Here is a 15,711-nt window from a genome sequence, read left to right on the forward strand (position 1 = left end):
TCGCCATCGCCGTAGGTCGCCGCCGACGAGGCGTAGACCATCCGCGCGTCCCTCAGGGCGCACCAGTCCCAGATGTCCCGCGACAGGGTGAAGTTGGTCCTCATGATCAGGTCCGCGTCCGCCTCCGTCGTCGAGGAGATCGCCCCCATATGCACCACGGCCTCGACCCGCTCCGCATGCCGCTCCAGCTGTTCGAACAGCTCCTCCGGCTGCCAGAAGTCGGCGATCGGGTGTTTGGCGATGTTCTTCCACTTGCCCAGCGCCGCGTCTTCCAGCCGGTCGCACACCACCACGTCGCGGCGGTCCTCGGCGCACAGGCGGGCGACGATGTTCGAACCGATGAAGCCGGCCCCGCCGGTGACCACGATCATCCGCCGGCTCATTTGTCGTCCTTCATCTTCTCGATGGTCTTCGTGGTGGAATAGACGTCCTCGAAGGTCGCCAGCTTCACCACGCCGCCCCAGCTTTCGACCAGATCGCCGCCCACCACGCCCTCGCGGGTGTAGTCGGCGCCCTTGATCAGCACGTCCGGCCGCAGCCGTTCGATCAGCGCCAGCGGCGTCGGCTCGTCGAAACTGGTCACCCGGTCCACGCTCTGCAGCCCGCCGATGACCACGGCGCGGCTGTCCAGATCGTTGATCGGCCGGCCCTCGCCCTTCAGCCGCCGCACCGAGGCGTCGGTGTTCAGCGCCACCACCAGCCGGTCGCACCACGAGCGCGCCTGGGCCAGATAGGCCACGTGGCCGCGGTGCAGGATGTCGAAACAGCCGTTGGTGAAGCCGACCTTCAGCCCCTGCCGTCTCCAGCCCTCGACCACATGGGCCAGCTCGTCCAGCGGCATCACCTTGGCGTGGGCCCCGGCGGCGTGCTGGCTCATCTCGGCGTCGATCAGCTCGGCCGGGGTGACCACGGCCGTGCCCGCCTTGCCGACGACCACGCCCGAGGCGAGGATGGCGAACTCCACCGCCGTCTCCAGCGACGCCCCCGCGCCCAGCGCCAGTCCCAGCGCCGCCAGACCGGTGTCGCCGGCCCCGGACACGTCGAACACCTCGCGCGCCCGGCCGGGGAAATGCTTCACCGGCCCGCCGCGACGCATCAGGCTCATGCCCTTGCCGGCCCGCGTCACCACCACCGCCTTCGCCGTCGTGGCGTGCAGCAGCGCCTTCAGCGCCGCCTCGACCTCTGCGTCCGTTCCGGTCGGCAGGCCCGTCGCCCCCGCCAGTTCGCTGGCGTTGGGCTTGATCAGATCGACCGCGCCATAGCGGGCGAAGTCCCGGCCTTTCGGGTCGACCACGACCGGCGCCCCGCTGTCCTGGGCCGCCTTGAGGGCCTGGCCGATCACCAGATCGCTGACAACGCCCTTGGCATAGTCCGACAGGAGATAGACGGACGCATCGGAAAATGCGGCGCTTTCCGTCGCCAGGATCGGCGCGTCCTCCTCGTCCAGCCTGAGCAGCTGCTGGCCGGCCGCCACGAAGCGCGTCTTGACGATGGTCGCCACGCCGTCGCGGCGCTCGACGGCGTCCTTGACCCCGGTTTCGGCCCCGATCAGCGCCGCCAGTTCGTCCCCGGCCGCGTCCCGCCCCGACACCGCGCCCAGCCGGGCGATCCCGCCCAGGGCGGCGATGTTGCGGGCCACATTGCCCACCCCGCCCGGCATGGCGATGCGGCGGCGGCTCCTCAGCACCGGTATCGGGGCCTCGGGCGAGATCCGGTCGACCTCGCCGTAGACATAGCGGTCCAGCATCAGATCGCCGACGCAGGCGACCTTCAGCCCGCGCACCCGCTCCAGCAGGGCCTGCAGTTCGCCGAGATCGAGTGTCCGTTCAGCCATTCACCCGGACTAACGGATTCACGCGGCCTTCGCCATCCGCGCCTTGGTCAGGTCGTCATAGGCGATCAGATCGGCCGCCAGCGCCTCGAACTGGTCCAGCGGCACCATGTTCGGGCCGTCCGACGGCGCATTGTCGGGATCCTGGTGGGTCTCCATGAACACCGCGTCGACGCCCACGGCCACGGCGGCTCGCGCCAGCACCGGCACGAACTCGCGCTGACCGCCCGAGGACGTCCCCTGCCCGCCCGGCTGCTGCACGCTGTGGGTCGCGTCGAACACGACCGGACAGCCGATCTCGCGCAGCACCGGCAGGGCGCGCATGTCGCTGACCAGGGTGTTGTAGCCGAAGCTGGCGCCTCGTTCGCAGGCCATGACGTTCGGATTGCCCGCGCCGACCACCTTGGCGACTACGTTCTTCATGTCCCAGGGCGCCAGGAACTGGCCCTTCTTGATGTTGATCGCCTTGCCGGTCGCGGCGGCGGCCAGCAGCAGGTCGGTCTGGCGGCTCAGGAAGGCCGGGATCTGCAGCACATCCACCACCTCGCCCACCGGGCCGCACTGGGCCTCGGAGTGGACGTCGGTCAGGGTCGGCAGGCCGACGGTTTCGCGGATCTCGGCGAAGATCGGCATGGCGTCCTTCAGGCCGATCCCGCGCGCCGCGCTGGCGCTGGTGCGGTTCGCCTTGTCGAAACTGGTCTTGTAGATGATGCCGACGTTCAGCCGCTCGCCGATTTCCTTCAGCGCATGCGCCGTCTCCAGCGCGTGCTGGCGGCTCTCCATCTGGCAGGGACCGGCGATGAAGGCGATTCTCGCGCCGCCGCCGATGACGACAGGCGTCCGAAGACCTTCGGACAACGTAATGACGGCGTTGGGTCGGCTCACGAGGCGGCTCTTTCGAAGTTCGGGCGTTATGGGAGCGGCGTTTGCCGCAGCTATGAGGCCATCAGGTGGCGCTCGTTTTGTGTGAGCGCAAGTTATCATGGAGTTCGCCTGCGTGGCCACCAAGCCTGTCGTCCTTTGGTTTCGCCGCGACCTGCGCCTGAACGACAATCCCGCCCTGTATCATGCCGTCGCCACCGGCCGTCCGATCCTGCCGGTCTTCATCCTGGACCGCGACCCGGATCGTTCGGCGGGGGCCGCCTCGCTGTGGTGGCTCGACAAGTCCCTGCGCGCCCTGGACGATTCGCTTCGGGAACGCGGTTCGGGGCTGATCCTGCGTCGCGGCGATTCGCTGATCCAGCTTCAGAGCCTGATCGAGGAAAACGGCGCCGACGCCGTCTTCATGAACCGGCTGTTCGAACCCGCCGCCTTCGCCCGCGACGCCGACTTCGCCCATGAGCTGAAATCGGCCGGCGTCGACTGCCGGGGCTTCAACGGGTCGCTGCTGGCGCGGCCGGGCGCCGTGCTGAACGGATCGGACGCCCCGTACAAGGTCTTCACCCCCTTCATGAAGGCCCTGCTGGCCACCGCCGAGCCGCCGCCGCCCACGCCCGCCCCCCGCCGCATCGACACGCCCGAAGCCGTCCAGACCGAGACGGTGGACGACTGGGGCCTGCACCCGACCCGCCCCGACTGGTCCCAGAGCTTCGACTGGACGCCAGGCGAGGCCGGCGCCGACGACGCCCTGTCCCACTTCCTCGCACGCGGCCTCAAGACCTACGCCAAGGGCCGCGACCATCCCGCCCTCCCCACGACCAGCCGCCTGTCGCCGCACCTGCATTGGGGCGAGATCAGTCCGTGGCGCGCGGCGCAGCGGGCGCGAGACGCGGCGGACGCAGGCGCCGTCCCGGCGGCCGAGGCGGCCAAGTTCGTCTCCGAACTGGGCTGGCGCGACTTCTCGGCCCATCTGCTCCACCATTTCCCGACCATAACCGACCGGGCCTTCCGCCCGGAATACGACGCCATGCCCTGGCGCGAGGATCCCGAAGGGCTGGAGGCCTGGAAGCGCGGCCGCACCGGCTATCCGCTGGTGGACGCCGGCATGCGTCAACTGTGGACGACCGGCTGGATGCACAATCGGGTGCGGATGGTCGTGGCCTCCTTCCTGGTCAAACATCTGCTGATCGACTGGCGCGAGGGCGAGGCCTGGTTCTGGGACACGCTGGTCGACGCCGACCTGGCCAGCAATGTGCAGAACTGGCAGTGGGTCGCCGGTTCCGGCGCCGACGCCGCCCCCTATTTCCGCATCTTCAACCCCATCACCCAGGGCGAGAAGTTCGACGCCGAGGGCGGCTACGTCCGGCGCTGGGTTCCGGAACTGCGCCGCCTGCCCGACCGCTGGCTCCAGTCGCCCTGGACAGCCCCGCCCGAGGTGCTGCGTGACGCCGGCGTGCGTCTTGGCAAAGACTATCCCCACCCCATCTTGGATCATGCCCAGGCCCGCGCCCGCGCCCTCGACGCTCTGAAGACCGTCACTGGACGCGACGACCAGGCCGGTCATGACTGACGACGCACAAAGAGGTTCCCGCATGAGTGTCGCCACCGTCGATATCGAGGCCGCCGCCGCCCGCACGCCGCGCATGTTCGCCATGCTGCTGCGTCTGCTGGCCTCAAACTGGACCTTCGGCCGCCTGACCGTCCACCTGCCCAGTGGCGAGACCCATGTGCTGGACGGCGCCCGCCCCGGCCCCAGCGGCGTGCTCGACGTCAAGGACTACGGCTTCGCCCGCCGCGTTCTGGCCGCCGGCGACATCGGTTTCGCCGAGGCCTATATGGCCGGCGAATGGGACAGCCCGCATCTGGCCGCCCTGCTGGAGACCCTGGTCGAAAATTACGACCACATCCGCCGCCTGTTCGACGGCAACTGGCTGATGATGGCGGTCAACTGGCTGGCCCATCGGCGCAACCGCAACAGCAAGACCGGGTCGAAGAAAAACATCCACGCCCACTACGACCTGGGCAACGCCTTCTACCAGACCTGGCTCGACCCCTCGATGACCTATTCGTCGGCCCGGTTCGAGCGGACGGACGCCCCGCTGGAGGCCGCGCAAAAGGCCAAATACGCCGCCTTGGCCCGGATGATGGACCTGAAGCCGGGCATGTCGGTGCTGGAGATCGGCTGCGGCTGGGGCGGTTTCGCCGAGTTCGCCGCCCGCGAGATCGGCGCTCAGGTCACGGGTGTGACCATTTCCAAGGAACAGCACGACTTCGCTCGCCAGCGTCTGTTCAACGCCGGCCTGTCGGACCGCGCGACGATCGACCTGATGGACTATCGCGACGTCCAGGGCCGGTTCGACCGCGTCGCCTCCATCGAGATGTTCGAGGCCGTCGGCATGGAATACTGGCCGACCTATTTCGAGAAGATCCACGACGTTCTGAACCCCGGCGGCCGCGCCGGGCTCCAGATCATCACCATCCAGGAGCCCCTGTTCGAAGAATACAACGCCCGCACCGACTTCATCCAGAAATACGTCTTCCCCGGCGGCATGCTGCCGTCGGAAGAGCGGCTGAAGCCGGTCGTCGCCGCCGCCGGTCTGGGCTGGGGCCCGATCGAACGGTTCGGCCTGGACTATGCCGAGACGCTGAAACTCTGGGACGACCGGTTCCAGGCGGCCTGGGGCGACATCCGCCGCATCGCCGGCTTCGACGAGCGGTTCCGCCGACTGTGGCGCTTCTACCTAGCCTATTGCGAAGCCGGCTTCCGGTCACGCCGGACCGACGTGGTGCAACTGGTGCTGGACCGCGCCTGACATTAGGCTGGGGGCATGACCCAGTCCTCCCCCCTGATCTCCACCGACGCCCTCGCCGCCCTGATGGACGATCCGACACTACGGATCGTCGATGGATCCTGGCATCTGGACGGCCGGGACGCCCAGGCCGACTTCGACCAGGCCCGACTGCCGGGCGCGGTCTTCTTCGACCTCGAGGCGGTCTCGGACCACGGCTCGGACCTTCCCCACATGCTGCCGACCGCCGCCGCCTTCGCCGAGGCGGTCGGGGCGCTCGGCATAGCCGCGACCGACACCATCGTCATCTATGACACGATCGGCCTGCGGTCCGCCCCGCGCGTCTGGTGGACCTTCCGGCTTATGGGAGCGACGAACGTCCGGGTGCTGGACGGGGGCCTGCCGCTCTGGCGGGCCGAAGGCCGGCCTCTGGTCTCGGGTCCGGCGCCGACGCCCACGCCGGCGTCGTTCACCGCGTCGCGGCGCGGCGACGCCGTCGCCGACCTGCCGACCGTCTTGGCGGCCCTGACCGGCGAGGCGCAGATTCTGGATGCGCGGCCGGCGGCCCGGTTTGCGGGTCAGGCGGCGGAGCCCCGGGCCGGCCTGCGCTCCGGCCACATGCCGGGAGCCCTGAACCTGCCCTTCCCCACCGTAATCGGCGACGACGGGCGGCTTCTGGAGCCTGAGGCGCTACGCGCCCGGTTCAGCGACGCCGGGGTGACCTTCGACCAGCCGATCATCACCAGCTGCGGCTCGGGCGTCACCGCCGCCATCCTCACCCTGGCCCTGGCCACGCTCGACGCGCCGTCGAGTCTCTACGACGGTTCGTGGGCAGAATGGGGGTCTCGCACCGACACCACCATCGCCCTCGACTAAATCAGCCCGCAGTTCCGTGCTTGAGGCCGCGCCGAGCGGCTCCCGGCAGTTCTTCGGGTTCCATCGGATCGACCGGCTCGACCTCATCGTCCTTCTCGCCACGCGACACAACGGTGGCCAGCACCAGATCGCCCGTGACGTTCAACGTGGTGCGGCACATGTCCAGGAAGCGGTCGACGCCCAGGATCAGGCCGATCCCTTCCGGCGGCACCTTCACCATGACCAGGATCATGGCCACCACCGGCAGCGAGCCCGCCGGCACCCCGGCCGTCCCGATCCCGCCCAGGATACAGACCAGCATGACGATGACCTGCTGGGTCAGGCTCAGCTCGATGTTGAAGAACTGGGCCAGGAACAAGACCGTCACCCCTTCGAACAGGGCCGTGCCGTTCTGGTTGGCGGTGGCCCCGACCGTCAGCACGAACCGGGCGATCTTCTTGGGCAGTTTCAGCTCCTGCTCGGCCGCCTTCAGCGCCACCGGCAGAGAGGCGTTGGACGAGGCGGTGGAGAAGGCCACCACCATGGGCTCGCGCACCGCCCTGAAGAAGGTGATCGGCGAACGCCCGCCCAGCAGCCAGATGACCAGCGGATAGACCACGAACATATGGATCGCCATGGCCCCGACGGCCACGCCGACGAAGGCCGCCAGACGCACCAGCAGATCCCACCCGAACAGGGCCGCCAGATTGAACATCAGGCAGGCGATGGCGAAGGGCGCCAGTTTGATGAAGAGGTTGATCAGCTTCATCGTCACTTCGAACAGGCCCTCGATCACCTCCTGCAGACGATCGGTCGCGGGACTCTTGGCCATGACCAGGCCGATGCCGAAGAACAGGGCGAAGACCATCAGCGGCAGAATCTGGTTCTCCGCCGCCGCCGTGAAGGCGTTGGACGGGATCAGGTCCAGGAAGAAGTCGCCCAGTTGGATGCTCTCGGGCGCGTTCTGCACGATGCCGGCGGCGCCGTCGCGCCCCTGTTCCAGCAGTTGCTGCGCCATGGCCGGATCGACCCCGCGCCCCGGCTGCAGCAGATTGACCATGACCAGGCCGATCACCACCGCGATGCCCGACACCAGGATGGTCAGCAGCAGGGTCTTGATCCCTGCCCGGCCCAGCGAATTCAGGTCGCCCATCTCGGCCACCCCGATCACCAGGGCCGAGAACAACAGCGGGATCACCATCATGAACAGCAGACGCAGGAAGATCTGCCCCGCCGGTCCGGTGATATTGTCCGTCACCCAGACGACCCAGGCCGTATCGGCGCCCAGCGCCAGATTGACCCATAGGCCCCCGCCCAGGCCGACGGCGAAGCCGATCAGCATCAGCCAGTGAAGGGCGATGCCCCCAGGTTTCGTCTCGGTCATCTATCCCCCAGGAAAAGACTCAAGCTGCGGCGCTTATCGGATCGGCAGACCATAGATCAAGCCGGGCGGCCGCGCGTTCCACTGTGCGTTCAATCCGCGCGCTAGGTCGAGCGGCGATTGCGAACCCAGGTTCCGGTCGAAGATCTGGCCGTAATTGCCCACCGACAGTATGGCCTCCTTCGCCCAGTCGTCGGACAGGCCCAGCAGGGCGCCGTATTCGCCCTCCGACCCCAGCAAACGCTTGATACGCGGGTCGTTTGAGGTCTTCGCCAGGGCGTCGGCGTTCTCCTGCGTGACCCCGAATTCCTCGGCCAGGATGACGGCGTTCAGGGTCCATCGCACCACGTCGGCCCAGCGCTCGTCTCCGGCCCTGACGACAGGCCCCAGCGGCTCCTTCGACACCACGTCTGACAATATCGTGTGCGCCTGCGAATCCGCCAGAACCGTGCGAGCGGCGGCCAGGGCCGAAATGTCGGCGCTCAAGGCGTCGCAGTCTTCACGGCCATAGGCGTCCCGCGCCGCCTCCTCGCTGGGCAGAACCACCGGACGATAGGCGATGCCGCGCGAGCGGAAGAAGTCGTCGGCGTTGGCCTGGGCCGTCGATCCCGCCTGGACGCAGACGCGGGCGCCGTTCAGTTCCGTCGCGCTGTTCAGGCTCAGGGACCGGCGCACCAGGAAACCCTGACCGTCGTAATAGTTGATTCCTGCGAAGACGAAGCCCTCGCCGGCGTCCCGGCTCATGGTCCAGGACGAGTTGCGCCACAAAACGTCCACCCGCCCTTCGTTCAGGGCCGCGAACCGGTCGGACGCCGACAGGGGCACGAACCGTACCGCATTCCCGTCGCCGAAGATGGCCGCCGCCATGGCGCGACAGAAGTCGGCGTCGAATCCGCGCCACTGGCCCCGGTTGTCGGTATAGGCGAAGCCGACCAGCCCCTGATGCACGCCGCAGTTCAGCCGCCCGCGTCGCTTGACCGCGACCAGGGTCGGGCTGTCGGGACGATCCGACGCCACGCTGGGCGCCGGCAGGGTCTGTGAGGCGGTTTCCGGCGTCGGGTCGGGATTCCCGCGTCCGCAGGCCGCCGTCAGCAGCAAGGCCGCCGCCATAACTCCGATCGTCAAGACCCGCATCGCGTTTCGCATCCTCCGCCGCTTGCGCCCCGCTGACTTTAGAGGCCTTTAGGCCCTGATCCGCAACCCATCGGAGAGGCCATGTCGCCGCATTCGGACCGTACCCGCCTGATCTCGTCCGCCACCCGTCGGGGTCAGGGCCGCCGCCCGGTCAATCCGCCCATCGAGCGCGCCTCGACCATGCTCAGCGACCGGGCCGAGACCATGCGGGACGACGCCGACGGCCCCACCTACGGCCTGGACGGCGGCTCCGCCGCGCGTCAGCTTCGCGCCGCCCTGGCCGATCTGGAAGGGGCGGCCGACGCCTTTCTGGTTCCGTCCGGCTTGGCCGCCGTCACCCTGCCCCTGCTGGCCCTGACTCGGCCGGGCGACGAGGTGATCACCAGCGACGCGATCTATGGCCCGTCTCGTCGGTTTTTGAGCCGCTACCAGGCCGCGCGCGGCGTTACGACCCGGTTCCTGCCCGCCGAAACGGATGCGGCGGGCCTGATCGCCGCCCTCGGCGAGCGCACCCGCCTGGTGCTGATGGAATCGCCTGCCTCCCTGACCTTCGAGATGATCGACGTCGCCGCCGTGGCGTCCGCCTGTCGCGAACGCGGCGTGCTCAGCATGATCGACAACACCTGGGGCGCGGGCCTGGCTTTCAAGCCCCTGGCCCACGGCGTCGATGTCAGTGTTCAAGCCCTGACCAAATATGTCTCCGGCCATTCCGACGTCCTGATGGGCGGGATCGCCGCCAGCGCCCCCGCCTGTCTGCGGGCCGTCGCCGATACGATCGAGGATCTGGGCTGGCACGTCTCGCCTGACGACGCCTGGCTGGCTCTGCGGGGCCTGCGCACCCTGCCGCTGCGCTATGCGGAACAGGGGCGTTCGGGTCTGATGGTCGCCGAATGGCTGCAGGCCCGGCCCGAGGTGGCGCGGGTTCTCTATTCGCCCCTGCCCGGTTCGGTCGGCCACGACCTCTGGACGCGCGACTTCACCGGCGCCGCCTCCCTGATGGGCGTGGTGCTGAAGGGCGGAAATACGGCGGCAGCCTGCGCCTTTCTCGACGCCCTCAACCTGTTCGGCATCGGCTATTCCTGGGGCGGATTCGAAAGCCTGATAACCCCCGAGACGCACCAGATGGCCTATCGCGATCATCCGCCGGCGCTGGAGGGCGAGCTGATCCGCCTGCATATCGGACTCGAGGATCCGGCCGACTTGATCGCAGATCTTGAACACGGCTTCGCCGCCTTCCGCGCCGCGCTCACCCTTCCTTAAGCGGCCAGGGCGACAGTCGCACCGTGCACGCCTCGCCCGTCCAGATCGATGATTCGGACGCCCCGCCCGCCTGGGAACAGTGGGCGGCGGGCTTTGTCGTCTTCATGCTGACCGGCGCCCTGATCGCCCCGGTCATAGCCCCAGACCAGGGCGAGACCCCGATCCTTCGCCTGATCTGGCTGCCGGTCTACGCCGTCACCGCCGGCCTGATCGTGTTTCGTTTCGAAAAAATCATCCGTGCCTGGCCCGCCTGGCTGATGGTCGGCGCCCTCGTGGCCCTGGCCTATGTGTCGCAATACTGGTCCATCGATCCCGGCGTCACCGAACGTCGCGCCATCGCCCTGGCGATCAACAGCGCCTTCGCCGTCTATCTGGGCGCGGTCTTCCGCGGCGCGGCCCTGCCCCGCGTCCTGATGCACACCAGTCTGGTCATGGCGGTCGGCAGCCTGATCATGGTCTTCGCCTTCCCCCGGATCGGGGTTCACCAGTACGACAACGCAGGCCTGTGGCGCGGCCTCTGGTACGAGAAGAACCAGATGGGCCTGGTCATGGTGGTCGGCGCCGTCTCCGCCGCCGCCAGCCTGGCCGCTGATCATCTGGCGCAGAACGGCCGCAAGCCCTGGGTCGCTTTGCTGGCCCTGGGCTTGACCACGCTTCTGGTCGTGGCCACCCAGTCCAAGACCTCGCTGCTGTGCTGGATCCTGGGGGTCGGCATGGTCGGCGGCTGGTGGACCCTGCGTCAGGGGGGCGCGGCCGTGACCGTCGCGGCCGTCTGGCTCGGGGTCGTATCGGCAGCAGGCGGCGCCTGGCTGTGGAACACCGATTCCGCCGCCATTCTCGAAGCCCTGGGCAAGGATCCGTCCCTGACCGGCCGAACCCTGATCTGGGAGGCCCTGATGCGCAAGGTCGCCGAACGTCCCTGGACCGGCTATGGCTTCAGCGCCTTCTGGGGCGTGGATTCCATTCCCGCCCGCGAGATCCGGCTGGAGACCCAGTGGCCCGTCCCCTCGGCACACAACGGCTGGATCGATCTGTTGGTCCAGCTCGGCTGGCCCGGCGCTGTGGCCGTCGGGACCATCATGGCCGTGTCCGCCGTCATGATCCTGGTCCGCATGAACGGCCTGGGCGCCCGCGAGGGCTTCTGGAGCATCGGTTATCTGGCGGTCTTCTTCGCGCTGAGCCTTTCGGAGAGCGTCCTTCTGACCCATGCCAACCTGCCGTGGATCCTGATGCTGGCGATTCTGGCCCGCGCCGTAATCTTCGATCCGGTTCCGGTGCGACCGCCGCTTGCTCGAACGGCGACACGAGCCTACCAGAACCGGCTCCGAATCGCCTCAGACTATGTGAATGGCCGCAGACCTCTTCGCTTTTGACGACACCCCCGACGCTCCCAAGCCCGAGGCCCCCAAACCTGTCGCGATGACACCGCCCCAGGCCGCGCCCGCACCTGCGCCAAAACCGGCTCCGACGCCCGTCGCCGCAGCCCCAGCGCCGACTGCGGGCGCCCAGAACGCCTATTCCGCATCCTCCATCGAGGTGCTGGAAGGGCTTGAGCCCGTCCGCAAACGCCCCGGCATGTATATCGGCGGCACCGACGAACGGGCCTTGCACCACCTGTTCGCCGAAGTCCTCGACAATGCGATGGACGAGGCCGTGGCCCGCCACGCGAAGCTGATCACCGTCGAACTGGACGCCGACGGCTATCTGTCGGTCCGCGACGACGGCCGCGGCATCCCGGTCGATCCCCACCCCAAACACCCCGGCAAGTCGGCGCTGGAGGTGGTGATGACCGTGCTCCACTCGGGCGGCAAATTCTCGGGCAAGGCCTATGAGACCTCGGGCGGCCTGCACGGCGTCGGCGTCTCGGTCGTCAACGCCCTGTCCGAACATCTGGACGTCGTCGTCTGGCGCGACGGCTTCGAGTGGAAACAGTCCTTCTCGCGCGGCGCCGTCCTTGGCCCGATCCAGCAGGTCCAGCCGTCCAAGAAGCGCGGCACCCAGATCCGCTTCAAGCCCGACGATGAAATCTTCGGCATGGGCGCGGCCTTCAAGCCCGTCCGCCTGTTCCGCATGGCCCGCTCCAAGGCCTATCTGTTCCGCGGCGTCGAGATCAAATGGACCTGCGCGCCCGAGCGGATCACCGACGCCACCCCGACCCAGGCCCTGCTGCACTTCCCCGGCGGCCTGGCCGACGCCCTGACCGACCGGATCGGCGAGCTGGAGACCGTCACCCCGACCTTCGCCGGCCGCGCCGAGCGTCAGGGCGAGGCGGGCGCCTTCGAATGGGCCGTCACCTGGTCGCCCATCGGCTTCGGCGAGGCCGACGGCTTCATCCAGTCCTATTGCAACACCGTCTCCACCCCCGACGGCGGCACCCATGAGGCCGGCTTCCGCGCCGCCCTGGTCAAGGGTCTGAAATCCTACGGCGAACTAACCAACGAGAAGCGCGCCGCCATCATCACGGCCGAGGACGTCACCGCCAACGCCGGCGCCCTGATCAGCGTCTTCATCCGCAATCCCGAGTTCCAGGGCCAGACCAAGGACCGCCTGTCCTCGCCCGAAGGCGCCCGTCTGGTCGAACAGCTGCTGCGGGACCCGCTGGACCACTGGCTGACCGAAAGCCCCAAACAGGCCAACGCCCTGCTCGGCTTCGTCGTCGATCGCGCCGAGGACCGTCTGCGCCGCCGCAAGGACAAGGAAGTCCAGCGCGCCGCCGCCACGCGCAAGCTGCGCCTGCCGGGCAAGCTGTCGGACTGCAGCCGCCAGTCGGCCCAGGGCACCGAGCTCTTCATCGTCGAAGGCGATTCGGCCGGCGGCTCGGCCAAACAGGCGCGCGACCGCACCACCCAGGCCATCCTGCCCCTGCGCGGCAAAATTCTGAACGTCGCGTCGGCCACCGCCGACAAGCTGCGCCAGAATATCGAACTGTCCGACCTGGCCCTGGCCCTGGGCGTCCAGCCCGGCAATCGGTTCAACATCGACGACCTGCGCTACGAGCGGATCGTCATCATGACCGACGCCGACGTGGACGGCGCCCATATCGCGGCCCTGCTGATCACTTTCTTCTATCGCGTCATGCCCGAGACCATCCGCCAGGGCCGGGTCTTCATGGCCCTGCCGCCCCTCTATCGGATCTCCGCCGGCCCCTTGAGCGAATACGCCCGCGACGACGCCCACCGCGACGAACTGCTGGCCACCGTCTTCAAGGGCAAGAAGACCGAGATCGGCCGCTTCAAGGGCCTGGGCGAGATGATGGCCGCCCAGCTGAAGGAGACCACCATGGATCCGAAGAAGCGCACCCTGGCCCGGATCACCGTCCCCGACGCCGAGGCCGGCGTCGAGGATCTGGTCGAACGCCTGATGGGCAAGCGCGCCGACGCCCGCTTCCAGTTCATCCAGGAAAACGCCCAGTTCGTGAAGGAAGACCTGGACGTCTGAGGTTCACTCCTCCCTCTAAGCCCACGTCATTCCTCTACAATCCGTCATCACCCTCTATAATCCGTCATCCTCGGGCTTGTCCCGAGGATCCATACTCCCGGTCTTCGGTGGAGGGCACCGCCCCATAAACCGGGAGTATGGATTCTCGCCACAAGGGCGAGAATGACGATAAATTGGCGGACGGCGACAGGCCTCGACCGCCCGAAAACGCCTTCCCACGTCCCGCGCCCCCTGACAAAAGGGGGGCCATGAGCACGCCCGCCCCCTCTCCCGCCGTTCTGGACGAACTGAAGGCCGCCCTCGGTCCAGGGGGCTGGACCCAGGACCCCGAGGTCATCGCCCCGCACCTGACCGAATGGCGCAACCGCTGGACCGGCGACACCCCCATCCTCCTGACCCCGCGCTCGACCGAGGAAACGGCCAGGGCCGTGACCATCTGCGCCCGCGAAGGCGTCGCCATCACGCCCCAGGGCGGCGGCACCGGCCTGGTCGGCGGCCAGATCCCCTTCGGTGAGGTCCTGCTGTCGACCCGCAAGATGCGCGCCGTCCGCGACGTCACCCCGCTGGACGACGCCATGACGGTCGAGGCCGGTCTGACCCTGCTGGAGGCGCAGCAGGCGGCCACGGCGGCCGACCGCTATTTCCCGCTCAGCCTCGCGGCCGAGGGGTCCGCCACCATCGGCGGCGTCATCTCGACCAATGCCGGCGGCACCCAGGTGCTGCGCTACGGCATGATGCGCGACCTGGTGCTGGGCCTTGAGGCGGTCATGCCCAATGGCGAGATCTTCCGGGGCCTGAAACGTCTGCGCAAGGACAACACCGGCTACGACCTGAAACAGCTGCTGATCGGCGCCGAGGGCACATTGGGCGTCGTCACCGCCGCCACCCTGAAACTCTTCCCCATCATGCGCTCGCGCGCCGTCGCCGTCGTTGGCCTGGAGACGGCCGCCGCCTCGGTCGAGCTTCTGGCCCGCGCCAAGGCCGAAACCGGCGGCGGGGTCGAGGCCTTCGAGCTTATGAAGCGGCTGGGCATGGAACTGGTGCTCAAGAACATCCCCGACACCCGCGAACCGCTGGACTCGACCCCCGACTGGTACGTCCTCATCGAGATCGCTTCGGGCACGCCGGGCGGCGCCGAGGCCCAGATGGAGGCCCTGCTGGAAGTCGCCTTCGAGCAAGGCCTGATCATCGACGCCGCCATCGCCCAGAACGACGCCCAGCGTGCCGCCTTCTGGCGTCTGCGCGAAGAACATTCGGCGGCCCTGAAGCCCGAGGGCGGCGGCTGGAAACACGACGTCTCCGTCCCCATCAGCCGCATCGCCGAATTCATCGACGAAGCCTCGGCCGCCGTCGAACGTTTCCACCCCGGCGCCCGCATCTCGGTCTTCGGCCACGTCGGCGACGGCAATCTTCACTACGACATCCTGCCCGGCGTGGGTCAGGACATTCCCGCCTTCATCGGTCGCTGGAAGGAAGGCTCGCAAGTGGTTCACGACGTTGTCGGAACCTATGACGGCTCCATCTCCGCCGAACACGGCTTGGGGCGGCTGAAGACCGAAGAGGTCAAACGCTACAAATCCCCCCTCGAGATCGAAACCATGGCCGCCCTCCGCCGCGCCTTGGACCCCAAGCGGATCATGAACCCGGCGGTGTTGTTCTAGACGCTTGGCGACGCGCCCCCTCCGTCACGGCGCTCTGCGCCGCGCCACCTCCCCCCAGGGGGGAGGAATGCGAACACCGAAATCCTCCCCCCTTGGGGGAGGTGGATCGCCGGCGACGCCGGCGAGACGGAGGGGGCCCGAACGCCGCCAACTGTCACAATGACGCTGGTCTCACTCCAATAATTCCAACCCCTTGTCAGATTCTCGCCCCGACTTCCCCGCCAGGGTTCCCCCACCCCCTATAATCACGCCCGGTCTCGTCGCTTGGAGGGCTCGTAAGGCCTGCGACCTTGCGGCGGCGGGAGCGGATGGAACGGGAGCGGGGGTGCAACTCCTCCGCGCCGGCGGCGACACATGGTGCGCCGGCGGAGGGTCGAGGGGGATACTCGGCCGCACTCGGGACGGTTCTTCGCAGGGACCGCCGACCCGTCGCAGGCTTATGGGGTTAGGCGATAAGACCGCCACCGCTCGGCGCCCCGAGCT

12 protein-coding genes are annotated in these 15,711 nt (G+C 68.3%); 7 read left to right on the top strand and 5 right to left on the bottom strand.

Annotation, left to right across the window (positions count from 1 at the left end; translation table 11 throughout):
- The 3 genes from Q7J26_RS12875 to kdsA all read right to left on the bottom strand — a co-directional run.
- Positions 1-383 (bottom strand): NAD-dependent epimerase/dehydratase family protein (locus Q7J26_RS12875; RefSeq protein ID WP_304936808.1); only part of this gene is annotated, 383 nt, incomplete at its 3' end.
- Positions 380-1,834 (bottom strand): D-glycero-beta-D-manno-heptose 1-phosphate adenylyltransferase, encoded by a 1,455-nt coding sequence (gene rfaE2 / locus Q7J26_RS12880; protein WP_304936809.1) that lies wholly within the window; start codon positions 1,832-1,834, stop codon positions 380-382. The genes rfaE2 and Q7J26_RS12875, both read right to left, overlap by 4 nt.
- Before the next feature lie 18 nt (positions 1,835-1,852).
- Complete coding sequence (kdsA, locus tag Q7J26_RS12885; protein ID WP_370651943.1) at positions 1,853-2,716, bottom strand: 3-deoxy-8-phosphooctulonate synthase; 864 nt, start codon at positions 2,714-2,716, stop codon at positions 1,853-1,855.
- Between the two features lie 112 nt (positions 2,717-2,828).
- Here kdsA and Q7J26_RS12890 point away from each other — a divergent pair, with 112 nt between their 5' ends.
- From Q7J26_RS12890 to sseA, 3 genes are read left to right on the top strand one after another with little or no spacing between them, the layout of a single operon-like run.
- Positions 2,829-4,280 carry a deoxyribodipyrimidine photo-lyase gene (locus Q7J26_RS12890; RefSeq protein WP_370651944.1) on the top strand — a complete coding sequence of 484 codons (1,452 nt, stop codon included), beginning with the start codon at positions 2,829-2,831 and terminating at the stop codon, positions 4,278-4,280.
- Positions 4,281-4,302: 22 nt separating this feature from the next.
- Positions 4,303-5,523: a cyclopropane-fatty-acyl-phospholipid synthase family protein gene (locus tag Q7J26_RS12895; protein ID WP_304936811.1), complete on the top strand. Its 1,221-nt coding sequence runs from the start codon at positions 4,303-4,305 to the stop codon at positions 5,521-5,523.
- 15 nt (positions 5,524-5,538) lie between these two features.
- The gene (gene sseA, locus Q7J26_RS12900; RefSeq protein ID WP_304936812.1) at positions 5,539-6,375 is read left to right on the top strand and encodes a 3-mercaptopyruvate sulfurtransferase; all 837 of its coding nucleotides are present in this window, start codon (positions 5,539-5,541) and stop codon (positions 6,373-6,375) included.
- 1 nt (position 6,376) lies between these two features.
- Here sseA and Q7J26_RS12905 read toward each other — a convergent pair whose 3' ends face one another.
- Together Q7J26_RS12905 and Q7J26_RS12910 are read right to left on the bottom strand one after the other, a co-directional pair.
- Positions 6,377-7,738 carry a dicarboxylate/amino acid:cation symporter gene (locus Q7J26_RS12905; RefSeq protein ID WP_304936813.1) on the bottom strand — a complete coding sequence of 454 codons (1,362 nt, stop codon included), beginning with the start codon at positions 7,736-7,738 and terminating at the stop codon, positions 6,377-6,379.
- A gap of 33 nt (positions 7,739-7,771) precedes the next feature.
- On the bottom strand, positions 7,772-8,869 hold the full coding sequence (locus tag Q7J26_RS12910) for an amino acid ABC transporter substrate-binding protein (RefSeq protein WP_370651945.1): 1,098 nt from the start codon (positions 8,867-8,869) through the stop codon (positions 7,772-7,774).
- Positions 8,870-8,950: 81 nt separating this feature from the next.
- Here Q7J26_RS12910 and metC point away from each other — a divergent pair, with 81 nt between their 5' ends.
- The 4 genes from metC (at position 8,951) to Q7J26_RS12930 (ending at position 15,228) form a co-directional block, all read left to right on the top strand.
- A complete protein-coding gene (gene metC, locus Q7J26_RS12915) occupies positions 8,951-10,129 on the top strand; it encodes a cystathionine beta-lyase (RefSeq protein WP_304936814.1) in 1,179 nt (392 codons plus the stop codon).
- Between the two features lie 23 nt (positions 10,130-10,152).
- Complete coding sequence (locus tag Q7J26_RS12920; protein ID WP_304936815.1) at positions 10,153-11,502, top strand: O-antigen ligase; 1,350 nt, start codon at positions 10,153-10,155, stop codon at positions 11,500-11,502.
- The gene (parE, locus tag Q7J26_RS12925; RefSeq protein WP_304936816.1) at positions 11,477-13,567 is read left to right on the top strand and encodes a DNA topoisomerase IV subunit B; all 2,091 of its coding nucleotides are present in this window, start codon (positions 11,477-11,479) and stop codon (positions 13,565-13,567) included. The genes Q7J26_RS12920 and parE overlap by 26 nt, the downstream gene beginning before the upstream one ends.
- Before the next feature lie 248 nt (positions 13,568-13,815).
- A complete protein-coding gene (locus tag Q7J26_RS12930; RefSeq protein WP_304936817.1) occupies positions 13,816-15,228 on the top strand; it encodes an FAD-binding oxidoreductase in 1,413 nt (470 codons plus the stop codon).
- Positions 15,229-15,711 lie beyond the last annotated feature (483 nt).

Origin of the sequence: Brevundimonas sp., assembly GCF_030656255.1 — a bacterium.
Classification (GTDB): Bacteria; Pseudomonadota; Alphaproteobacteria; order Caulobacterales; family Caulobacteraceae; genus Brevundimonas.

Excerpts from the sequence above, each read along its gene's own strand:
- rfaE2 (WP_304936809.1), bottom strand. The coding sequence starts at position 1,834 with ATGGCTGAACGGACACTCGATCTCGGCGAACTGCAGGCCCTGCTGGAG.
- Q7J26_RS12895 (WP_304936811.1), top strand. The coding sequence starts at position 4,303 with ATGAGTGTCGCCACCGTCGATATCGAGGCCGCCGCCGCCCGCACGCCG.
- sseA (WP_304936812.1), top strand. The coding sequence starts at position 5,539 with ATGACCCAGTCCTCCCCCCTGATCTCCACCGACGCCCTCGCCGCCCTG.
- Q7J26_RS12905 (WP_304936813.1), bottom strand. The coding sequence starts at position 7,738 with ATGACCGAGACGAAACCTGGGGGCATCGCCCTTCACTGGCTGATGCTG.
- Q7J26_RS12910 (WP_370651945.1), bottom strand. The coding sequence starts at position 8,869 with ATGCGGGTCTTGACGATCGGAGTTATGGCGGCGGCCTTGCTGCTGACG.
- metC (WP_304936814.1), top strand. The coding sequence starts at position 8,951 with ATGTCGCCGCATTCGGACCGTACCCGCCTGATCTCGTCCGCCACCCGT.
- parE (WP_304936816.1), top strand. The coding sequence starts at position 11,477 with ATGGCCGCAGACCTCTTCGCTTTTGACGACACCCCCGACGCTCCCAAG.
- Q7J26_RS12930 (WP_304936817.1), top strand. The coding sequence starts at position 13,816 with ATGAGCACGCCCGCCCCCTCTCCCGCCGTTCTGGACGAACTGAAGGCC.